The organism is Pedobacter sp. 10L46_2, assembly GCF_056395165.1.
On record NZ_JBFTIZ010000015.1, the window covers coordinates 1 to 16,769 of the forward strand.

General features: G+C 38.7%; 14 protein-coding genes and 1 pseudogene. 13 read left to right on the forward strand and 2 right to left on the reverse strand.

The window, feature by feature from the left end; translation table 11 throughout:
- Nucleotides 1-189 precede the first annotated feature (189 nt).
- From AC1DDX_RS03265 to AC1DDX_RS03320, 12 genes and pseudogenes are all read left to right on the forward strand, one after another.
- Nucleotides 190-1,596 carry an ATP-binding cassette domain-containing protein gene (locus tag AC1DDX_RS03265; protein WP_337715842.1) on the forward strand — a complete coding sequence of 469 codons (1,407 nt, stop codon included), beginning with the start codon at nt 190-192 and terminating at the stop codon, nt 1,594-1,596.
- Entirely contained in the window at nt 1,593-2,684 is a 1,092-nt protein-coding gene (leuB, locus tag AC1DDX_RS03270; protein WP_172660949.1) for a 3-isopropylmalate dehydrogenase, read from the forward strand. The genes AC1DDX_RS03265 and leuB (AC1DDX_RS03270) overlap by 4 nt, the downstream gene beginning before the upstream one ends.
- A gap of 11 nt (nt 2,685-2,695) precedes the next feature.
- A complete protein-coding gene (locus tag AC1DDX_RS03275; RefSeq protein WP_337715844.1) occupies nt 2,696-3,859 on the forward strand; it encodes a 2-isopropylmalate synthase in 1,164 nt (387 codons plus the stop codon).
- A 42-nt stretch (nt 3,860-3,901) separates the two neighbouring features.
- Complete coding sequence (gene leuC, locus AC1DDX_RS03280) at nt 3,902-5,308, forward strand: 3-isopropylmalate dehydratase large subunit (protein WP_048903936.1); 1,407 nt, start codon at nt 3,902-3,904, stop codon at nt 5,306-5,308.
- A gap of 19 nt (nt 5,309-5,327) precedes the next feature.
- Nucleotides 5,328-5,924, forward strand: coding sequence for a 3-isopropylmalate dehydratase small subunit (leuD, locus tag AC1DDX_RS03285; RefSeq protein ID WP_172660950.1), 597 nt, complete (start codon nt 5,328-5,330; stop codon nt 5,922-5,924).
- A gap of 156 nt (nt 5,925-6,080) precedes the next feature.
- Complete coding sequence (locus AC1DDX_RS03290) at nt 6,081-7,598, forward strand: alpha-isopropylmalate synthase regulatory domain-containing protein (RefSeq protein ID WP_172660951.1); 1,518 nt, start codon at nt 6,081-6,083, stop codon at nt 7,596-7,598.
- Nucleotides 7,599-7,668: 70 nt separating this feature from the next.
- On the forward strand, nt 7,669-8,727 hold the full coding sequence (gene leuB, locus AC1DDX_RS03295) for a 3-isopropylmalate dehydrogenase (RefSeq protein WP_337715846.1): 1,059 nt from the start codon (nt 7,669-7,671) through the stop codon (nt 8,725-8,727).
- A gap of 159 nt (nt 8,728-8,886) precedes the next feature.
- Nucleotides 8,887-10,019, forward strand: a pseudogene (locus AC1DDX_RS03300) (threonine ammonia-lyase).
- A gap of 116 nt (nt 10,020-10,135) precedes the next feature.
- The gene (locus AC1DDX_RS03305; protein ID WP_288879650.1) at nt 10,136-10,552 is read left to right on the forward strand and encodes a hypothetical protein; all 417 of its coding nucleotides are present in this window, start codon (nt 10,136-10,138) and stop codon (nt 10,550-10,552) included.
- A gap of 433 nt (nt 10,553-10,985) precedes the next feature.
- On the forward strand, nt 10,986-12,329 hold the full coding sequence (locus AC1DDX_RS03310; protein ID WP_288879649.1) for a hypothetical protein: 1,344 nt from the start codon (nt 10,986-10,988) through the stop codon (nt 12,327-12,329).
- A gap of 159 nt (nt 12,330-12,488) precedes the next feature.
- Nucleotides 12,489-12,857 carry a hypothetical protein gene (locus AC1DDX_RS03315; protein WP_172660958.1) on the forward strand — a complete coding sequence of 123 codons (369 nt, stop codon included), beginning with the start codon at nt 12,489-12,491 and terminating at the stop codon, nt 12,855-12,857.
- 69 nt (nt 12,858-12,926) lie between these two features.
- Complete coding sequence (locus AC1DDX_RS03320; protein ID WP_172660959.1) at nt 12,927-14,066, forward strand: 6-bladed beta-propeller; 1,140 nt, start codon at nt 12,927-12,929, stop codon at nt 14,064-14,066.
- Between the two features lie 27 nt (nt 14,067-14,093).
- Here the strand turns inward: AC1DDX_RS03320 and AC1DDX_RS03325 are convergent, their stop codons facing one another.
- Together AC1DDX_RS03325 and AC1DDX_RS03330 are read right to left on the reverse strand one after the other, a co-directional pair.
- Nucleotides 14,094-14,732, reverse strand: coding sequence for a DUF6266 family protein (locus tag AC1DDX_RS03325; protein ID WP_337715911.1), 639 nt, complete (start codon nt 14,730-14,732; stop codon nt 14,094-14,096).
- Nucleotides 14,733-14,876: 144 nt separating this feature from the next.
- Nucleotides 14,877-16,031 (reverse strand): S-methyl thiohydantoin desulfurase domain-containing protein, encoded by a 1,155-nt coding sequence (locus tag AC1DDX_RS03330; RefSeq protein WP_288879647.1) that lies wholly within the window; start codon nt 16,029-16,031, stop codon nt 14,877-14,879.
- A gap of 78 nt (nt 16,032-16,109) precedes the next feature.
- On the opposite strand from AC1DDX_RS03330, the gene AC1DDX_RS03335 reads away from it, so the two are divergent.
- Nucleotides 16,110-16,769 carry a hypothetical protein gene (locus AC1DDX_RS03335; protein WP_288879645.1) on the forward strand — a complete coding sequence of 220 codons (660 nt, stop codon included), beginning with the start codon at nt 16,110-16,112 and terminating at the stop codon, nt 16,767-16,769.

Below are 16,769 nucleotides of genomic sequence, written 5' to 3' on the forward strand. Positions count from 1 at the left end.
GTTGATAACAGAACGTTAATTGCAATTAATGAGGCGCTTCGTTCTCATGAAGTTGAAATAGTTGGCGCTAGATTAAGAAAAGCGATGACTGCAATGAAATCTATAAAAACAGCATAATAATATTAAATGTCACAGCCCGTCGTCCATATCACAAAACTAAATTTAAAGTATCGGCACAAACCCGTGTTAATGGATTTGAACTGGACTATAAATCGTAACGAGAATTGGTTGTTGTGTGGAACAAGCGGAAGTGGCAAAACATCATTAGCTAAAGCTATGGCCGGTATAGGCCATAGCTACAGTAATATTGAAATCAACTTTAATCCTCAAAGCAGTTTACCTGCTATCGCCTATTATGTGGCCAATTGGTTTCAATTTAAAGACTTGGAAGGCCAGTCTAATTTCTATTATCAGCAGCGTTACAATAAGCAATCAACAGAAACTACAGCCACAGTAAAAGCTGAATTGGAAAGTTTCGGCAAAAAACATTCACTTTCAATTCATGAAGTAGATAGGGTTCTAGCCGCACTAGGGTTTTCGGAATTAAAAGACTCCACACTTATCCAGTTATCCAGCGGAGAACATAAAAAATTACAATTGGTTAAGGCCTTATGGTTAAAACCGCAGTTGTTAATACTTGATCTTCCTTACAACGGACTGGATGTACTTTCCCGTAAAAACTTAAACGCTTTACTTGAAGAAATTTCTGAAGCAGGAACACAGTTGATCTTAATCAGCAACGAAGCCGAGCTACCTGGCTGCATCAATCGCATTGCGACAATTGAGGAAGGCAAATTAGTCGAAATTTCTGCTGATGAACGTACCTGGAATGATATAGAAGCGTCTGATAAACCTGTTCCTACATTTTTGAGTGAATCGGTTGTAAATGCTTCATCTGCAGAGATCATTAGAATGATCAATGTAAATATCAGCTACGGCGAAAAACAGGTGTTAAAAAACATCAACTGGGAAGTTAAAGCGGGTGAAAAATGGGTGTTGCATGGCCATAACGGCTCTGGAAAATCAACTTTGTTAAGTTTAATCTGTGGCGATCATCCTCAGGCTTACGCCAATGATTTTCATTTATTTGGAAACAAAAGAGGAAGCGGAGAAAGCATCTGGGAGATTAAAGAACGAATTGGTTTAATATCACCAGAATTGCACTGGTATTTTGATCCTTCAGCAACTGTTTGGCAAAGTATTGTTTCTGGCTTTTATGATAGTTCAGGCTTATTTTGTGATCCGGGATATTCAAAAAAGGCTAAAACCGATGAATTAATTCATTATTTCGGCCTGGATGAATATAAAAATACCTTGATGAACGAACTTCCTCTTGGTAAACAAAGACTGGCATTATTGGCCCGTACCATTGTAAAAAACCCGGAGCTATTGATATTGGATGAACCTTGCCAGGGATTAGACCAGCAACAAACATTGCATTTTAACAAACTGGTAGATGAATTGTGCAAAAATGGTACAACATTGATTTATGTTGGTCATTTTGAATCACAGATACCGGGCTGTATTGAGAAAAGAATTTTATTAGAAAACGGTGAAGTAAAATCCGTCGAAACCTTATTAGAGAGCGTACTATGAAGAAGAATATCTTAGTAATACCCGGCGATGGCATCGGGCCTGAAGTAACCACATGGGGGAAAGCCATTTTAGAACAAATAGCCGAAGATTTTGGCCATGAGTTTACCTTTGACGAAGCTTTAATGGGTCATGCTGCTATTGAAGCAACAGGCAGCCCATTACCAGATGAGACCCTGGAAAAAGCCAAACAAAGTGATGCAATCCTCTTTGGAGCTGTAGGGCATGCCTTGTATGATAACGATCCTTCGCTTAAAGTACGCCCGGAGCAAGGTTTACTTAAGATCCGTAAAGAATTGGGTCTTTATGCCAACCTACGCCCTATTTTATTGTTTGATGAATTGTTAAATGCATCAAGCATTAAACCAAGTATACTAAAGGGTACAGATATTTTATTTTTCAGAGAGCTGACAGGCGACGTTTATTTCGGAGAGAAAACACTTTCTGAGGATAGAAATACCGCGTCGGATTTAATGATCTATCACCGATACGAAATAGAACGAATAGCACATAAAGCTTTTCAGGCTGCAATGCAGCGTAACAAAAGGTTATGTTCGGTAGATAAAGCTAACGTACTTGAAAGCTCCAGGTTATGGAGGGCAACCGTACAGGCTATCGCTAAAGAATACCCTGAGGTTGAAACCGAACATATGTTTATAGACAATGCCGCAATGCAACTGATCAAAGATCCTAAGCGCTTTGACGTAGTACTAACTGCCAACTTATTTGGTGATATCCTTACAGATGAAGCTTCGCAGATTGCAGGCTCAATGGGGATGTTAGCCTCGGCCTCAATTGGTGATGGTACTGGTTTCTTTGAACCAATTCATGGCTCTGCACATGATATCACCGGAAAAGACCTGGCCAACCCGCTGGCTTCTATCCTATCCGTAGCGTTAATGCTAGAAATAGGTTTTGGACTAAAAGAAGAAGCCAAAACAGTAGTTGCTGCAGTTGACAAAGTACTCAAAGAAGGCTTCAGAACTAATGACATTGCCGACGGCACCACAAATCCTTATAAAGTATTAGGTACTAAGGAAATGGGTAAACTCGTCTTAAAATATATTACACAAAAAACCTATACTAACTAAAAACGAAAATTATGTTACACGATCCAAATAGAGTTTATGTGTTTGACACCACGTTGCGTGATGGTGAACAAGTGCCGGGTTGCCAATTAACAACCCCAGAGAAAATAGAAATTGCCAAAGAATTGGAAGCGCTTGGCGTGGATATTATTGAAGCAGGTTTTCCGATTTCAAGTCCAGGTGATTTCCAAAGCGTTGTAGAGCTTTCTAAAGCGGTTTCTGAGCCGATCATTTGTGCACTTACACGTGCAAATAAAGGTGATATTGATTCTGCTGTTGCTGCATTGAAATTTGCAAAACGTCCGAGGATCCATACTGGTATCGGCTCGTCTGATATGCACATCAAACATAAATTTAACAGTACAAGAGAAGATATTTTAGCACGTGCAGTTGAAGCCGTTAAATATGCCAAGCAATTTGTAGAGGATATTGAATTCTATGCAGAAGATGCTGGTCGCGCAGACGTACATTTTCTTGCCCAGATGGTAGAAGCAGTTATTGCAGCCGGTGCTACTGTAGTAAACATACCAGATACAAATGGTTATTGCTTACCAGATCAATACGGAAGCAAAATCAAATTTTTGAAAGAGAACGTAAAAAACATTGACAATGCCATTATATCTGTGCATTGCCATAATGATTTAGGTTTAGCTACCGCAAATTCAATTGCAGGCTTACAAAACGGTGCCCGTCAAATTGAAGGTACTATTAATGGTATCGGAGAACGTGCAGGTAACACCTCTATTGAAGAGGTCGTCATGATTTTAAAAACGCACCAGACATTAGGTTTGCATACCAATATCAACACTAAAAACTTTTATGAGTTGAGCCGTATGGTAAGTTCGCAAATGCGCATGCCGGTACAACCAAATAAAGCAATTGTTGGAAGCAATGCATTTGCACACAGCTCAGGTATCCACCAGGATGGTTTCTTAAAAAACCGCGAAAATTACGAAATTATACGCCCGGAAGATGTTGGTTTCCCTGATGCAAGTATTGTACTTACCGCACGCAGTGGCCGTCATGCTTTAAAGTTCCATTTGGAGCGCTTAGGCTTTAATTTAAATAAAGAAGAATTGGGCGAAGCCTACCATCGCTTCCTTACAGTGGCAGATAGTAAATTAGATATTAATGATGATGATCTTTTGTTAATGATGGACAAGCAACAATTAGCTTAACCTTTATCTCACAAAAAGAATTCATAATAAAAAAAGAAAAAAATGAGCAAAACATTATTTGATAAGGTGTGGGACACTCACGTGGTACGTAAAATAGAAGGTGGCCCCGATGTGCTTTTTATTGATCGCCACCTTATCCACGAAGTTACAAGCCCTGTTGCCTTTTTAGGTTTAAAAAGCAGAGGAATAAAAGTTTTATACCCTGAACGTACATTTGCTACGGCAGATCATAACACCCCAACAATTAACCAGCATTTGCCGGTTGCAGATCCGCTTTCGGCTAACCAGTTAAAGGCATTAGAGTCTAACTCTAATGAATATGGTATCAGCCACTGGGGACTAGGCCATCAAAAAAATGGTATCGTACACGTTGTAGGTCCTGAGTATGGAATCACACAACCTGGTGCTACTATTGTTTGTGGCGATTCACATACATCTACGCATGGTGCTTTTGGTGCTATCGCTTTTGGCATTGGTACTTCTGAAGTAGAAATGGTACTTTCTACACAGTGCATTATGCAGCCAAAACCTAAAAAAATGCGCATCAATGTTAATGGTAAATTAGGTGTAGGTGTTACGCCTAAAGATGTTGCATTGTTCATCATCTCTCAGCTTACAACTTCTGGCGCAACCGGATATTTTGTTGAATATGCTGGTGATGTTTTTGAAAACATGACTATGGAAGGCCGTATGACGGTTTGTAACCTAAGTATTGAAATGGGCGCCCGTGGCGGTATGATCGCTCCTGATGAAACTACTATCAATTACGTAAAAGGTCGTGAGTTTAGCCCTAAAGGCGAAGCGTGGGATAGAGCATTAGCGTATTACAAAACGTTAAAAACTGATGCCGATGCTGTTTTTGATAAAGAATTGACTTTCGACGGTTCTTCAATTGAGCCAATGATCACATATGGTACAAACCCTGGAATGGGAATGGGAATTTCTCATGATATCCCTGACGCTGCTCACGCAGAAGGTGGTGCTGCAACCTATGCTAAATCATTAGGTTATATGGGCTTCTCTGAAGGCGAATCTATGATCGGTAAGAAAATAGATTTCGTTTTTGTTGGTAGCTGTACCAATGGACGTATCGAAGATTTCAGAGCATTTACTTCTATCGTAAAAGGCAGACATAAAGCTGACGATGTAACCGTTTGGTTGGTTCCGGGTTCTCATATTGTTGAGGCTCAAATCAAAGAAGAAGGCTTACTGGATATTTTAACCGAAGCTGGCTTTGAATTACGCCAACCTGGTTGTTCTGCATGTTTAGCTATGAACGACGATAAGATACCTGCTGGAAAATATGCGGTAAGTACCTCGAACAGAAATTTTGAAGGAAGACAAGGTCCTGGTTCAAGAACCATGTTAGCCAGTCCGCTAGTTGCTGCAGCTGCAGCTGTTACCGGCGTGGTTACAGACCCAAGAACATTAATTGAAGAACTTGTCTAAACACACTTAAAAGATTAAAATGGCCTACGATAAATTTAATATACTAAAAAGCACCGCGGTTCCACTTCCAATAGAAAATGTGGATACCGATCAGTTAATTCCTGCACGCTTTTTAAAAGCTACAGAACGCGTTGGGTTTGGCGACAACCTTTTCCGCGACTGGAGATATAACCCAGATAATACACCAAAAAAAGACTTTGTATTAAACAACCCTGTTTACAGTGGTAAAATACTTGTTGGTGGTAAAAACTTTGGTTCAGGCTCATCAAGAGAGCATGCTGCCTGGGCGGTTTATGATTATGGATTCAGATGTGTAGTATCAAGCTTTTTTGCTGATATCTTCAGAAACAACTGCCTAAACATTGGTGTATTACCAGTTCAGGTTAGTCCCGAGTTTTCTGAAAAGATCTTTGCTGCAATTTTTGCTGATCCTAATACAGAACTGGAAGTAAACTTACCGGAACAAACCATTACGCTTTTAGCAACAGGTGAAAAAGAGAAATTCGAAATCAGTTCGTATAAAAAAGACAATATGCTGAATGGTTTTGATGACATCGACTACCTGCAAAGCATAAAACCGGAAATCGAAGAGTTTGCGTTGCAGCTTCCTCTTTAAGAAATTACCCGTCATCCTGAGCTATTGCCTGTCGTGAGACTAAGCATTAAAAAAAGTAATGATGACAAATAATCGTCATGCTATAGCACACCTATAGCACCCCTCGTCATCTCGACGATGACGGATAATTAGTATAAAAAAAGTAAGACCCGATACATGGAAAGAAGGAAAATAGAGATAATGGATACTACACTCCGCGATGGAGAACAAACATCGGGTGTGTCTTTTTCCATTTCAGAAAAGTTAACCATAGCCCAGTTATTATTGGAAGAACTCCATGTTGACCGGGCTGAAATTGCTTCTGCACGTGTATCTGACGGAGAGTTTCAGGCAGTAAAAGCAGTTTTAAATTGGGCGGAAGCAAACGGATATGCAGATCGTATAGAAGTATTATCTTTTGTAGACAACGGTGTTTCTATCGACTGGATGTTAAAAGCAGGTGTTAAAGTTCAGAACCTGCTCACCAAAGGTTCTCTAAACCATTTAACGCACCAGCTTAAAAAAACACCAGAACAACATTTTGCAGAAATTAAGCATGTTATTGATCTGGCAATTGCCAACAACATCGCCACCAATGTTTATTTAGAAGATTGGAGTAATGGCATGCGTAACTCTCCGGAGTATGTGCTTCAATATTTAGATTTTCTGACTACACAGCCCATAAAAAGAATATTATTACCGGATACACTGGGCATTTTAACACCTGGCGAAACCTTTAAATTTATTACTGAGCTTAAATCAAAATATCCGGATACCCATTTCGATTTCCACGCACATAACGATTATGACCTTGGTACAGCCAATGTTTTAGAATCTGTAAAAGCTGGAATAAGTGGTTTGCATTTAACAGTAAACGGGATGGGCGAAAGAGCAGGAAATGCAGCAATGGCTAGTGCTATTGCCGTAATTAATGATTTTGCGCCTGAGGTTGAAGTACAACTTAGAGAATCTTCGATTTATAAAGTTAGCAAGCTGGTTGAAACATTTTCGGGTGTTAGGATCCCTTCGAACAAACCGATTGTTGGCGATAATGTATTTACCCAAACAGCCGGAATTCATGCTGATGGGGACAATAAAAATAACCTGTACTTTAACGATCTCCTACCTGAACGTTTCGGCAGAAAACGCAGTTATGCATTAGGAAAAACTTCCGGCAAAGCCAATATTGAAAAAAACCTGCAAGAATTAGGCTTAAAACTAAACGATGCCGACCTGAAGAAAGTTACTCAAAGAGTTATTGAATTAGGCGACAAAAAAGAAACCGTAACCAAAGAAGATCTTCCTTACATCATTTCGGACGTGTTGGACAGCAGCCTTTATGAAGAAAAGGTTATTGTAGAATCGTATGTATTGATGAATGCAATGGGCTTACGTCCATCTGCTACTATCTCTGTAGTAATTGAAGGGGAAAAGTTCGAAGAGAATGCGCAAGGCGATGGTCAGTTTGATGCGTTTATGAATGCATTAACAAGGGTTTATGCAAAAAAAGAAAGGAGCTTACCAAAGCTGATTGATTATGCTGTAAGGATAGCGCCCGGAAGTAATTCTGACGCTTTATGTGAAACAATTATTACCTGGGAAACCGAACAGAAAGTATTTATAACCAGAGGCCTTGATTCAGATCAGACAGTGTGTGCGATTAAAGCTACCCAGAAAATGTTGAACATTATTTAAAGGTAAATTAGCATCACAAATCAAAACTGGTTATAATTAAAGAAATATTAAAAAACACAACTAAAAATATATGAAACTTAATATCGCTCTTTTAGCGGGAGACGGAATTGGACCTGAGGTTATTGATCAGGCAGTTAAAGTATCAAATGCCGTAGCACAAAAATTTAATCACGAAATTGTATGGACTTCTGCCCTAACCGGCACTGCTGCAATTGATGCTGTTGGCGAACCTTACCCAGATGCAACACACGATATCTGTATGGCAGCTGATGCTGTTTTGTTTGGCGCTATTGGTCATCCACGTTACGACAATGATCCAAAAGCTACCGTTCGTCCGGAACAAGGACTTCTAAAAATGCGTAAAAAACTGGGCTTATTTGCAAACGTACGCCCAACATTTACTTTCCCATCTTTAATCGATAACTCTCCATTAAAAAGAGAGCGTATAGAAGGTACAGATCTTATTATCCTTCGTGAGTTAACAGGTGGTATTTATTTTGGCGAAAGAGGTAGAAAAGACGATGGTAACACAGCTTTCGATACTTGTACCTATACCAGAGTAGAGGTTCAGCGCCTTGCTAAATTAGGCTTTGAAATGGCGATGGCCCGTGGTAAAAGACTTTGCTGCGTAGATAAAGCAAACGTATTGGAAACATCACGTTTGTGGAGAGAAACCGTACAGGACATGGAAAAAGATTTTCCTGAGGTTACGGTAAGCTACGAATTTGTTGATGCAGTTGCGATGCGTTTGGTGCAATGGCCAAATTCATATGATGTATTGATCACAGAAAACCTATTTGGTGATATTTTAACTGACGAAGCATCTGTAATTTCTGGCTCTATGGGTCTTATGCCATCTGCTTCAATTGGTGTTCATACGTCTTTATTTGAGCCAATTCACGGTTCTTACCCTCAGGCTGCCGGTAAAGACATTGCCAATCCTTTGGCAACCGTATTGTCTGCCGCAATGATGTTTGAAGATGCTTTCGGATTAAAAGAAGAAGCAGAATTGATCAGATCAGTAGTAAACAAATCTCTTGCAGAAGGAATTGTAACTGAAGACCTATCTGGAAAAAATAAAGCATACAAAACCAGCGAAGTTGGTGATTGGTTGGCTAAAAACATATAACAGCTAACCACTTTTTCCTTATCAATTAATTAAAACACTCGTCATCCTGAATTTATTTCAGGATCCCGCAAATCGCATTCGCAACTTCTAAAGGGGGATCCTGAAATAAATTCAGGATGACGAGCGTTAAATGCTATAGCCCCTTATATATTTCAGAACATGACAGAGAATCCTGTTAAATTAGACTCAAAGGCTGCGTCACAGCGGTTAGCAGATGTTGTAAAACATACCCCACTCATTTACAATTCCAAGTTATCTGAAAAATACGACTGCGAAATATATCTGAAACGTGAGGACCTCCAAATCGTGCGATCGTACAAATTACGCGGTGCTTACAATATGATCAGTCAGCTAACGCCAGAAGAATTGAGCAGAGGGGTTGTTTGCGCAAGTGCTGGTAATCATGCTCAGGGGGTTGCTTTCTCTTGCGATAAGCTGGGTACAAAAGGTGTAATTTTTATGCCTGAAATTACGCCTAGACAAAAAGTAAAACAAACAGAAATGTTTGGGAACGGCAGCGTAGAGCTTGTTTTAGTTGGAGATACTTTTGATGATTGCCTTATGGAGGCGCTGGCCTATACATGCCAATCGGCGGTGGTGGTCTTGCTGCAGGTGTAGGAAGCTATTTAAAAAACGAAAATCCAAATATACAGTTGATAGGTGTTGAGCCTGAAGGCGCCCCGTCTATGTTAAAAGCATTTGAGCATGGTGGCCCCATAACATTACCTGAAATAAACCGTTTTGTTGATGGAGCGTCGGTAAAGCGTGTAGGTAACTTAACTTACGACCTTTGCACAAAGGTGCTAGACAATATGTTACTGGTTGCAGAAGGAAAGATTTGCACCACCATATTAAAACTTTATAATGAGGATGCTATTGTTGTAGAACCTGCAGGTGCATTATCTGTTGCTATTCTGGATGCTTGCAAGGATAAAATAAAAGGAAAAACTGTAGTTTGTGTGGTGAGCGGTGGCAATAACGACATCGAGCGCATGCAGGAAATTAAAGAGAAATCTTTACTTTATGAAGGACTTAAACATTACTTCATTGTCCGTTTTCCGCAAAGGCCAGGAGCACTTAAGCTTTTTGTGAACAATGTGCTTGGTCCGCATGATGACATTACCCGCTTTGAATTCATTAAAAAAACCAATAAGGAAAATGGCCCTGCTTTGGTTGGTATTGAGCTTACAGATCGCACAGATTATGATGCTTTGGTGCAAAGAATGAAGGAATTTAAGTTTGAAATTATAGAGCTTAACAACGACAAAACACTATTTGAATATTTGGTTTAATTCGGCAGTAAATAACAATATTCTGCATAACATTTTAATTACAGAATAAGCAAACACAGTGCTTTAATTTTTATGGCAATAAATTTGCTTGATTAATTTCAAAACACACAAATCACATGAAAAAGCTATTATTTTTAATCCTATGTACCACCACGCTAGGCTTGGTGTCGTGCAAAAAAGACACCATTATAAATGAAACGCCGAACAGGACTTTCATTTATACGATCCAGCCAAACTCCTGGACTTTAAATTCGGCTAAGGACACGTACACAACTATTTTAGATATCAATGAAATTGATGGGGTAACAATGGATGATGAGGGTATTTTGATTTACATAACAGATCCAAATAACCCCAATGTTCAACGTCAATTGCCTTTTGTATATAATCTGGATACATATAGCTATGAATTTAAAACAGGAGAGATTAAAATCCACATTCAAAGTCCTGATGCCCAAGACACTGAACCTTTTGCCCCAACAAAACCAATTACAGCAAAAGTGATTATCATTCCTTCAACTTTCCAACCGTAAACACAGTCGGAATAGCTTCAGGATAAAGATTAAAAATCAATTATATTCTAAAAACCAGCCCTTATCAAGCGCTGGTTTTTTCGTATCAAAAAAGTTACCATCCACATATACTAGCGCCTTAATTAAGTTCAAACTATATTATCTATATTAGAGATAACAACCAAATAATAAACGACTTCTAGAACTTTAGAAGATATTTAATGGCCTAAATCATCCCGATATGCCTAAATATTACTTTAAAAGACTTGAGTACCTGAACGCGCTCATACCAAAAAGAATCATTGATCCATTTAAGGGATCAACTGAAAATTCTAATGCCATTAGGCGACACCCGCCTACGCCCCAAGAAATTTTAAGAACTCATCCCATGCCGTAATATTTTAACGACTCTCACCGTCGTGCAATTCATTTAATCTAGCCATCCCCTATTAAAATGAACACAAACGTTAACGCTTCCTCCACCCCTAGTAAGATTGCGATGCTAAAAGGTTTTATTGACAATAATAAAACCCTGACAACAATCTTATTCTTAATTTCTATAAGCTTATTGGTTTATTTTCCTGTGCTTTCGCATAAATTCCAGATGCGTTGGGACGACCAATGGGTTGTAGTTAATGCCTACACAGAAGATGGCTTAACACGAAGCAACTTATGGGCAATACTGACCGAGTTTTACAATGGTCAATACGCTCCGGCGAATCAGCTGTCTTACACATTACTTTATTCTGCATTTGGATATAATCCCTTCTGGTTCCATCTCCTAGGAGTTATTATACATATAAGTAATGTAATTCTGGTTTATCTTTTTATCAAAAAGCTTCTAAACCTTTCTAAAGGCTTTAAAACAGAATCTGTAACCCGGATCGCATTTCTTACCGCCATAATCATGGCAGTACATCCATTTCTTGTGGAATCTGTCGCCTGGTTATCCGCCTCTAAAATTCTCATTTATAGCTTCTTCTATTTAATCGCTATTCACATTTACCTAAACTACCTCGTTTCTAAAAAGATAGGCCATTATTTATTGGTCGTTTTGTTTTTCATTTTGTCATTTGCCGGGAAGGAACAGGCAGTTACTCTTCCGGTTTGTCTTTTATTAATAGATTATGCGGTAAAAAGAGATTTCAGAAGCAAATGGCTATGGTTTGAGAAGCTACCTTTATTTATTATTGCTTTCATTTTTGGATATATTACCTTACTTTCTCAAAGTGCAGACAAGGCCGGTTTGCTCTCCGAGGCGCCACGCTACCCATTTTACCAGAACATCATATTTGCCAGCTATTCTGTTACCGAATACCTTGTAAAATGTCTAATCCCAGTTAAATTAAGCTACTTATATGTGTTTCCAAATGCCATAGGCAGAGAAGTTCCCATGCGTTTCTGGATGTACCCGGCAATGCTATTAATTATATGTGTTTCGTTTTGGGGTTTCTGGAAAAAGCATTGGGTCTTTTTTGGAATCAGTTTTTTCATTGTCCATCTTGGGGTTTGTCTGCATGTCATCCCGATTTCCAGATTCGCGATAGTTGCCGACAGGTACGTATACGTAGCCTCAATAGGGATCTTTTTCCTTATGGCCTACTTCGTGGATAAGGCCCTAAACAATTTAAAATACAAAAACTTAACAATTATGCTCACTTTCTTGTATGTGCTCTCCATAGGCATTTATGCCCATCAACATAGTAAGATCTGGCATGACAGTGACAAGCTAAAACAAGAGCTGAAAGAGTTGCTTAAAAAAAGAAATGACTTCCAGAAACACAAGGCTAACAAATGAAACTAACTTTTATTAACATAGATTTCGTCATCCTTATTCCACCTTTAATCAGGGTCGAATTATTTCTGTTGCAACATTGGTGACCCCGTTGCGGGGTCTTATAAATGCAATCGAATCATTAAAAATTAACCTAATTATAATTTGTTAAAATTAAAAAACATGAAAAAAACACTTAAAATAGTAGGAGTTCTGGCTGTTGTGATCACATTGGTTTGTAATCTCCAATATGCATTCTTTGATTATGACGTAACAAACAACTCAGGAGCAGCGAATGCTGCATGGACCGATGCGAACGGTACTATGTATTGCGGAACCACAGGCAATACAAGTTACAGAACGGGTACATGGGTTTGGCAAAATGACAATTACTACAAAGTTGTTGAAGGCTGGTATGGTTACGACTATGGTTATTATGAATTTTTCCCAAACAATTCGGGAACTCAATGCGGTATAGGATACAATCCTTACAGACCTCATAATAACTATCATGATGTTACCAATATCGTACCTAGCTGGCCTGAATACTAAATTTAAAATCCGCCACCTTAAACAGGTGGCGGATTATTCAATATTTACTCAAAATCAAATATCTCATCAATGAAGTACTATCTACTTTTCCCTTTATTAATTCTACTTATTTCATGCTCACAGGAGAAAAAGAAAGAGAAATTCGATTTCCCTGTAACGAAGATTAAGATCAACCCTGCAGAGAACAAAAAAGCCTTCATTGAGGATATTGCTGATAGTGTTTATTATGTAACCCTAGAAGCCGAAAAGGACTTTTCTATTAAACATATTTCAAACTTTTTTGTAACAGATAGTCTTATCATTATCGCCGACCGATCGCAAAGTACTATTTTTCTTTTCGATCAAAATGGTAAGCCTAAAATCAAGATAAATCACCTGGGTGATAAACCTGACGAGTATGCGAATTTAACAGACATATTTTATGATGAATACAGCCATCGGATAGAACTTTTAGATCTGAGCTTAAACAAAATTTTTAGGTATGATCTTGATGGAAAACCGGCAGGTGTTCTGGATATTGTAGGCTCCAGGTACTTCGGTTTAACATTTGCAAAAACCAAAGATGTCTATGTAAGTGAGATTCTTAACAATAATAAGGATTTAAGAAGGCTTAGGCTTTATAAGGAAGGAGATGGAATGCTTACCTACCATTCTCAGGAACTTTTCTTCCCTCGCCTAATTAAAGAGCTGGATCTGGGTTTTCCCCATCAGTTTGATATCTACAAGGATTCCGTTTACTATTACCCGCTACTTGACGATAAAATCTATACCGTTGGCATTGATCAGGTAAAACCCGTATATCAAATCGAGGTTCCCGAAGAAAATAAAATAGGATTCGATATTAATTCTGCTAAACCGGCAAAAGATCATTTTGACTACTGGAAAAAAATGGAATCAGCTAAAATAATGTACGACAATAACTCGCTTTTTGTTACCGATAAATGGGTCTCTTTCAGATATAATTTTGGCTCAAGAACTGATCCTAGAAATGCCTTTTTTTCGAAGAAGGCAGGTAAAACACTTCAATTTGTTGAATTAAATAGTAAAAAGGATCCCAACTTCCGTTCAGGTAATAAAATTGCAGGCAAACTTGGTGACTACTTTATAACAATGGTGCCTTTTGAAAATGCAACAAAATCTCAGACAAAATCAGGTGAAGATAAGGATATTGTCTTTAAACTGATGTATTTTAGATTGAAGGAGTTATAACATCAAAATGTATTACTGAATCGCACACTAAAGAATGGTAACCTTTCCAAGATATTGACTGTTACTTCTATTTTTCCGATCTTCTGATACAAAAGCCAGGTAAACATGAACCTCCCGGCCGGAAAAATTCTTTGTCAGTGTAAATGTCCCTTTCTTAAATAACCTCTTAGTGGCCGAAGTATCAAATTCAGCCACTCCATTTTCTATGTCATACACTAAAAACATTGCCCTGTCATCATAAACATACCTGCCTCCATCCCAGCTAAAAGTTAAAGTATTAGTGCTTTCTGAAACTGCGCCTGCTGTTATAGCCGGATCAAGTTTACCAAAACTTACTAAAGCTAATGCGGGCTCAATCACAAAGCTTGGGTATTCACCCCTAACTGCATTTTTAGATATGTAAGACTTGGCCGCAACAAAACCTTCAAATTTAGGGGCATAATCCTTAAAGCCAACCCTTAAAAAATCGGTAAGCGGCTTCAACCAAAACTGAACATCTGCAAACTTCTCTCTATTTGCCAATTCGGCTGGGGATGGGGGTCTTTCTGTTCTTTTTTTGCCTACATCCCGCATTACATACTTGCCCCTCAGTTCGTAACCTACAACAGTTCCAACTTTTCCGTTAAAAGGACCTAAAATTCCATTTCTATACGTTCCCCTGTCAATAGTTTTATTTTAGTTAAATATTAAATATACAAAATTTAAGTATAAAGCAAAGATTTACAAAGGATTACAAAAGAATCAAATAAGGAAACCTCCCTATCAACCCCCTATTTGATCCTTATTAGATCCGTATATTTTTTATATAATTTATTTTACTAAAATTGGATTGGGAATTAATCTGGTCAGTAAATCTGCTAGTCCCTCTTCTGCTGGTAGCTGATAATTTAAACTGCCAAAATAAGCGAATTCTTGTAGTTGCTCTTTAAAAAGAAGTAAACGGTCTGGTTCTTTTAAAACCTCCGGGGCATCAATAGCCAGTACAAACACTTCATCTCCTTGTTTGATTTCGGCATTAGTTATTGCAGAGCCATCTGTTTTTAGATATGTTATGCTTATGGGGGCAGTTAATAATGCTCCTTGCTGATTGGAATTGTATAATATAAGATTTTCATTTTGTGCCAGTACACTGATTGTTCCTCCTGTTAGCACATCGGCGATAGCAGCAAGCGAATAGTCAAAGGCCCCTTCTTGTTTATTTTGTATACTTTGCACCTTGCCATGTCCTACTAGACAAGCTTTCTTTTCATTTACAAAATGAAAACATGCAGAATCAATCTGAAGCCCTTTCATTAGGCAATCCATCAGTTCTCCACAAGCCATAGCATAACTTAATGAATTCTTGATACTATGATTTAATAATTGATCTATCCTTGATGGCCATAGGGCTAAACTTCCGGAATTTCCAAATAGTGCAGATCCGGTTACAGGGCGAAGCATACTATCCATGTCAGCTACCTGATCAATTTGGAGCAAAAGAAAATCTCCCTTGTCATTTGCTATTACGGCGGGTGAGGGCGGTAATTTACCAAATGTTGCAAGAGATAAAACAGGGACTGCACGACCGGCGCCATCAATATCCAAAACCGGTACGCCGTAACGCGCGGCTACCACAAACGGCACTATACTATTCTCGGGGCCAGTTTCGATTGGCACAACAAAAGTTAGGTTAGTTCCTATGGTGCGTTTCAATTGCAGTGACAACTCGTTAAAAGCTGTAGCAATTGCCTCATGTTGTTTCTCCTCCTGAGCGGCATTGGCTCCTATGTCGGCAATTATACAGCCCATGGCAGAGGAATCAAAAAGATGGTCTTGAGCACTCAATAGCTGTACTACTCCCGAAGGTGCTGTTTCCACAATATAACTGGCTAAAGCGTAAGCCGCAGCCTTGTTCCCTCCACCTCCGCTGCCTATTAATGCTGCTCCTTCAATCAGGTAATAAAGTTTCTCAATGCCTATTTCCATAAAATGAATTTTTAACAAATTATATATTTTTTTTTACTACATGTGATGCTTTTTTTACACATTTGAATAAAGCTAATCATGGATTTATTTGTAGACAACAATTGGTACCTGCATTTCCGGGAAATAAAGGACGACTTTCAAACAGGTGACATATTACTAGTTCATGGACGTTATGACTTCAGCTTTGTTATTGAGGCTGTTCAATGGTCTCCATTTTCTCACGTTGGAATGATTGTAAGAGCCGAAGACATTGGACTTGCAGGCAAAACTCCTGATCTGCTCCTTTGGGAAGCAAATTCGCTAACTAATTTACCAGATGTCATTACTGGACAGGCAAAACCAGGACCTATGCTAGTTGATTTAGAACAGCGTCTTAGTGCAACGGCCAAAGACTTTGAAGATGTGAAATTTGCATTTAAACCGTTATACCTCCCAAAAGAAACAGCAATCGGAACTATTTTACAGCAGTTAATGCCAATTGTGAATCAAGCTGGTTTTCCATCTGATGAAGAAATGGCTAATCGCTTTGTTGAAGGCCGTTATTACAATAAAACGGCCCCAACGGATGCTTTTTTCTGCAGCGAACTCCTGGCCCATACATTCATGGAAATGGGCTTACTCGGAACCAAATATCCAATGAATGCTTATGCACCTAAAGACTTTTCTGATGACGGAATAGTACGTTTACACAAACGTGCTTATTTTGGCAACGAACGTTTCTTTAACATGCAATTATAA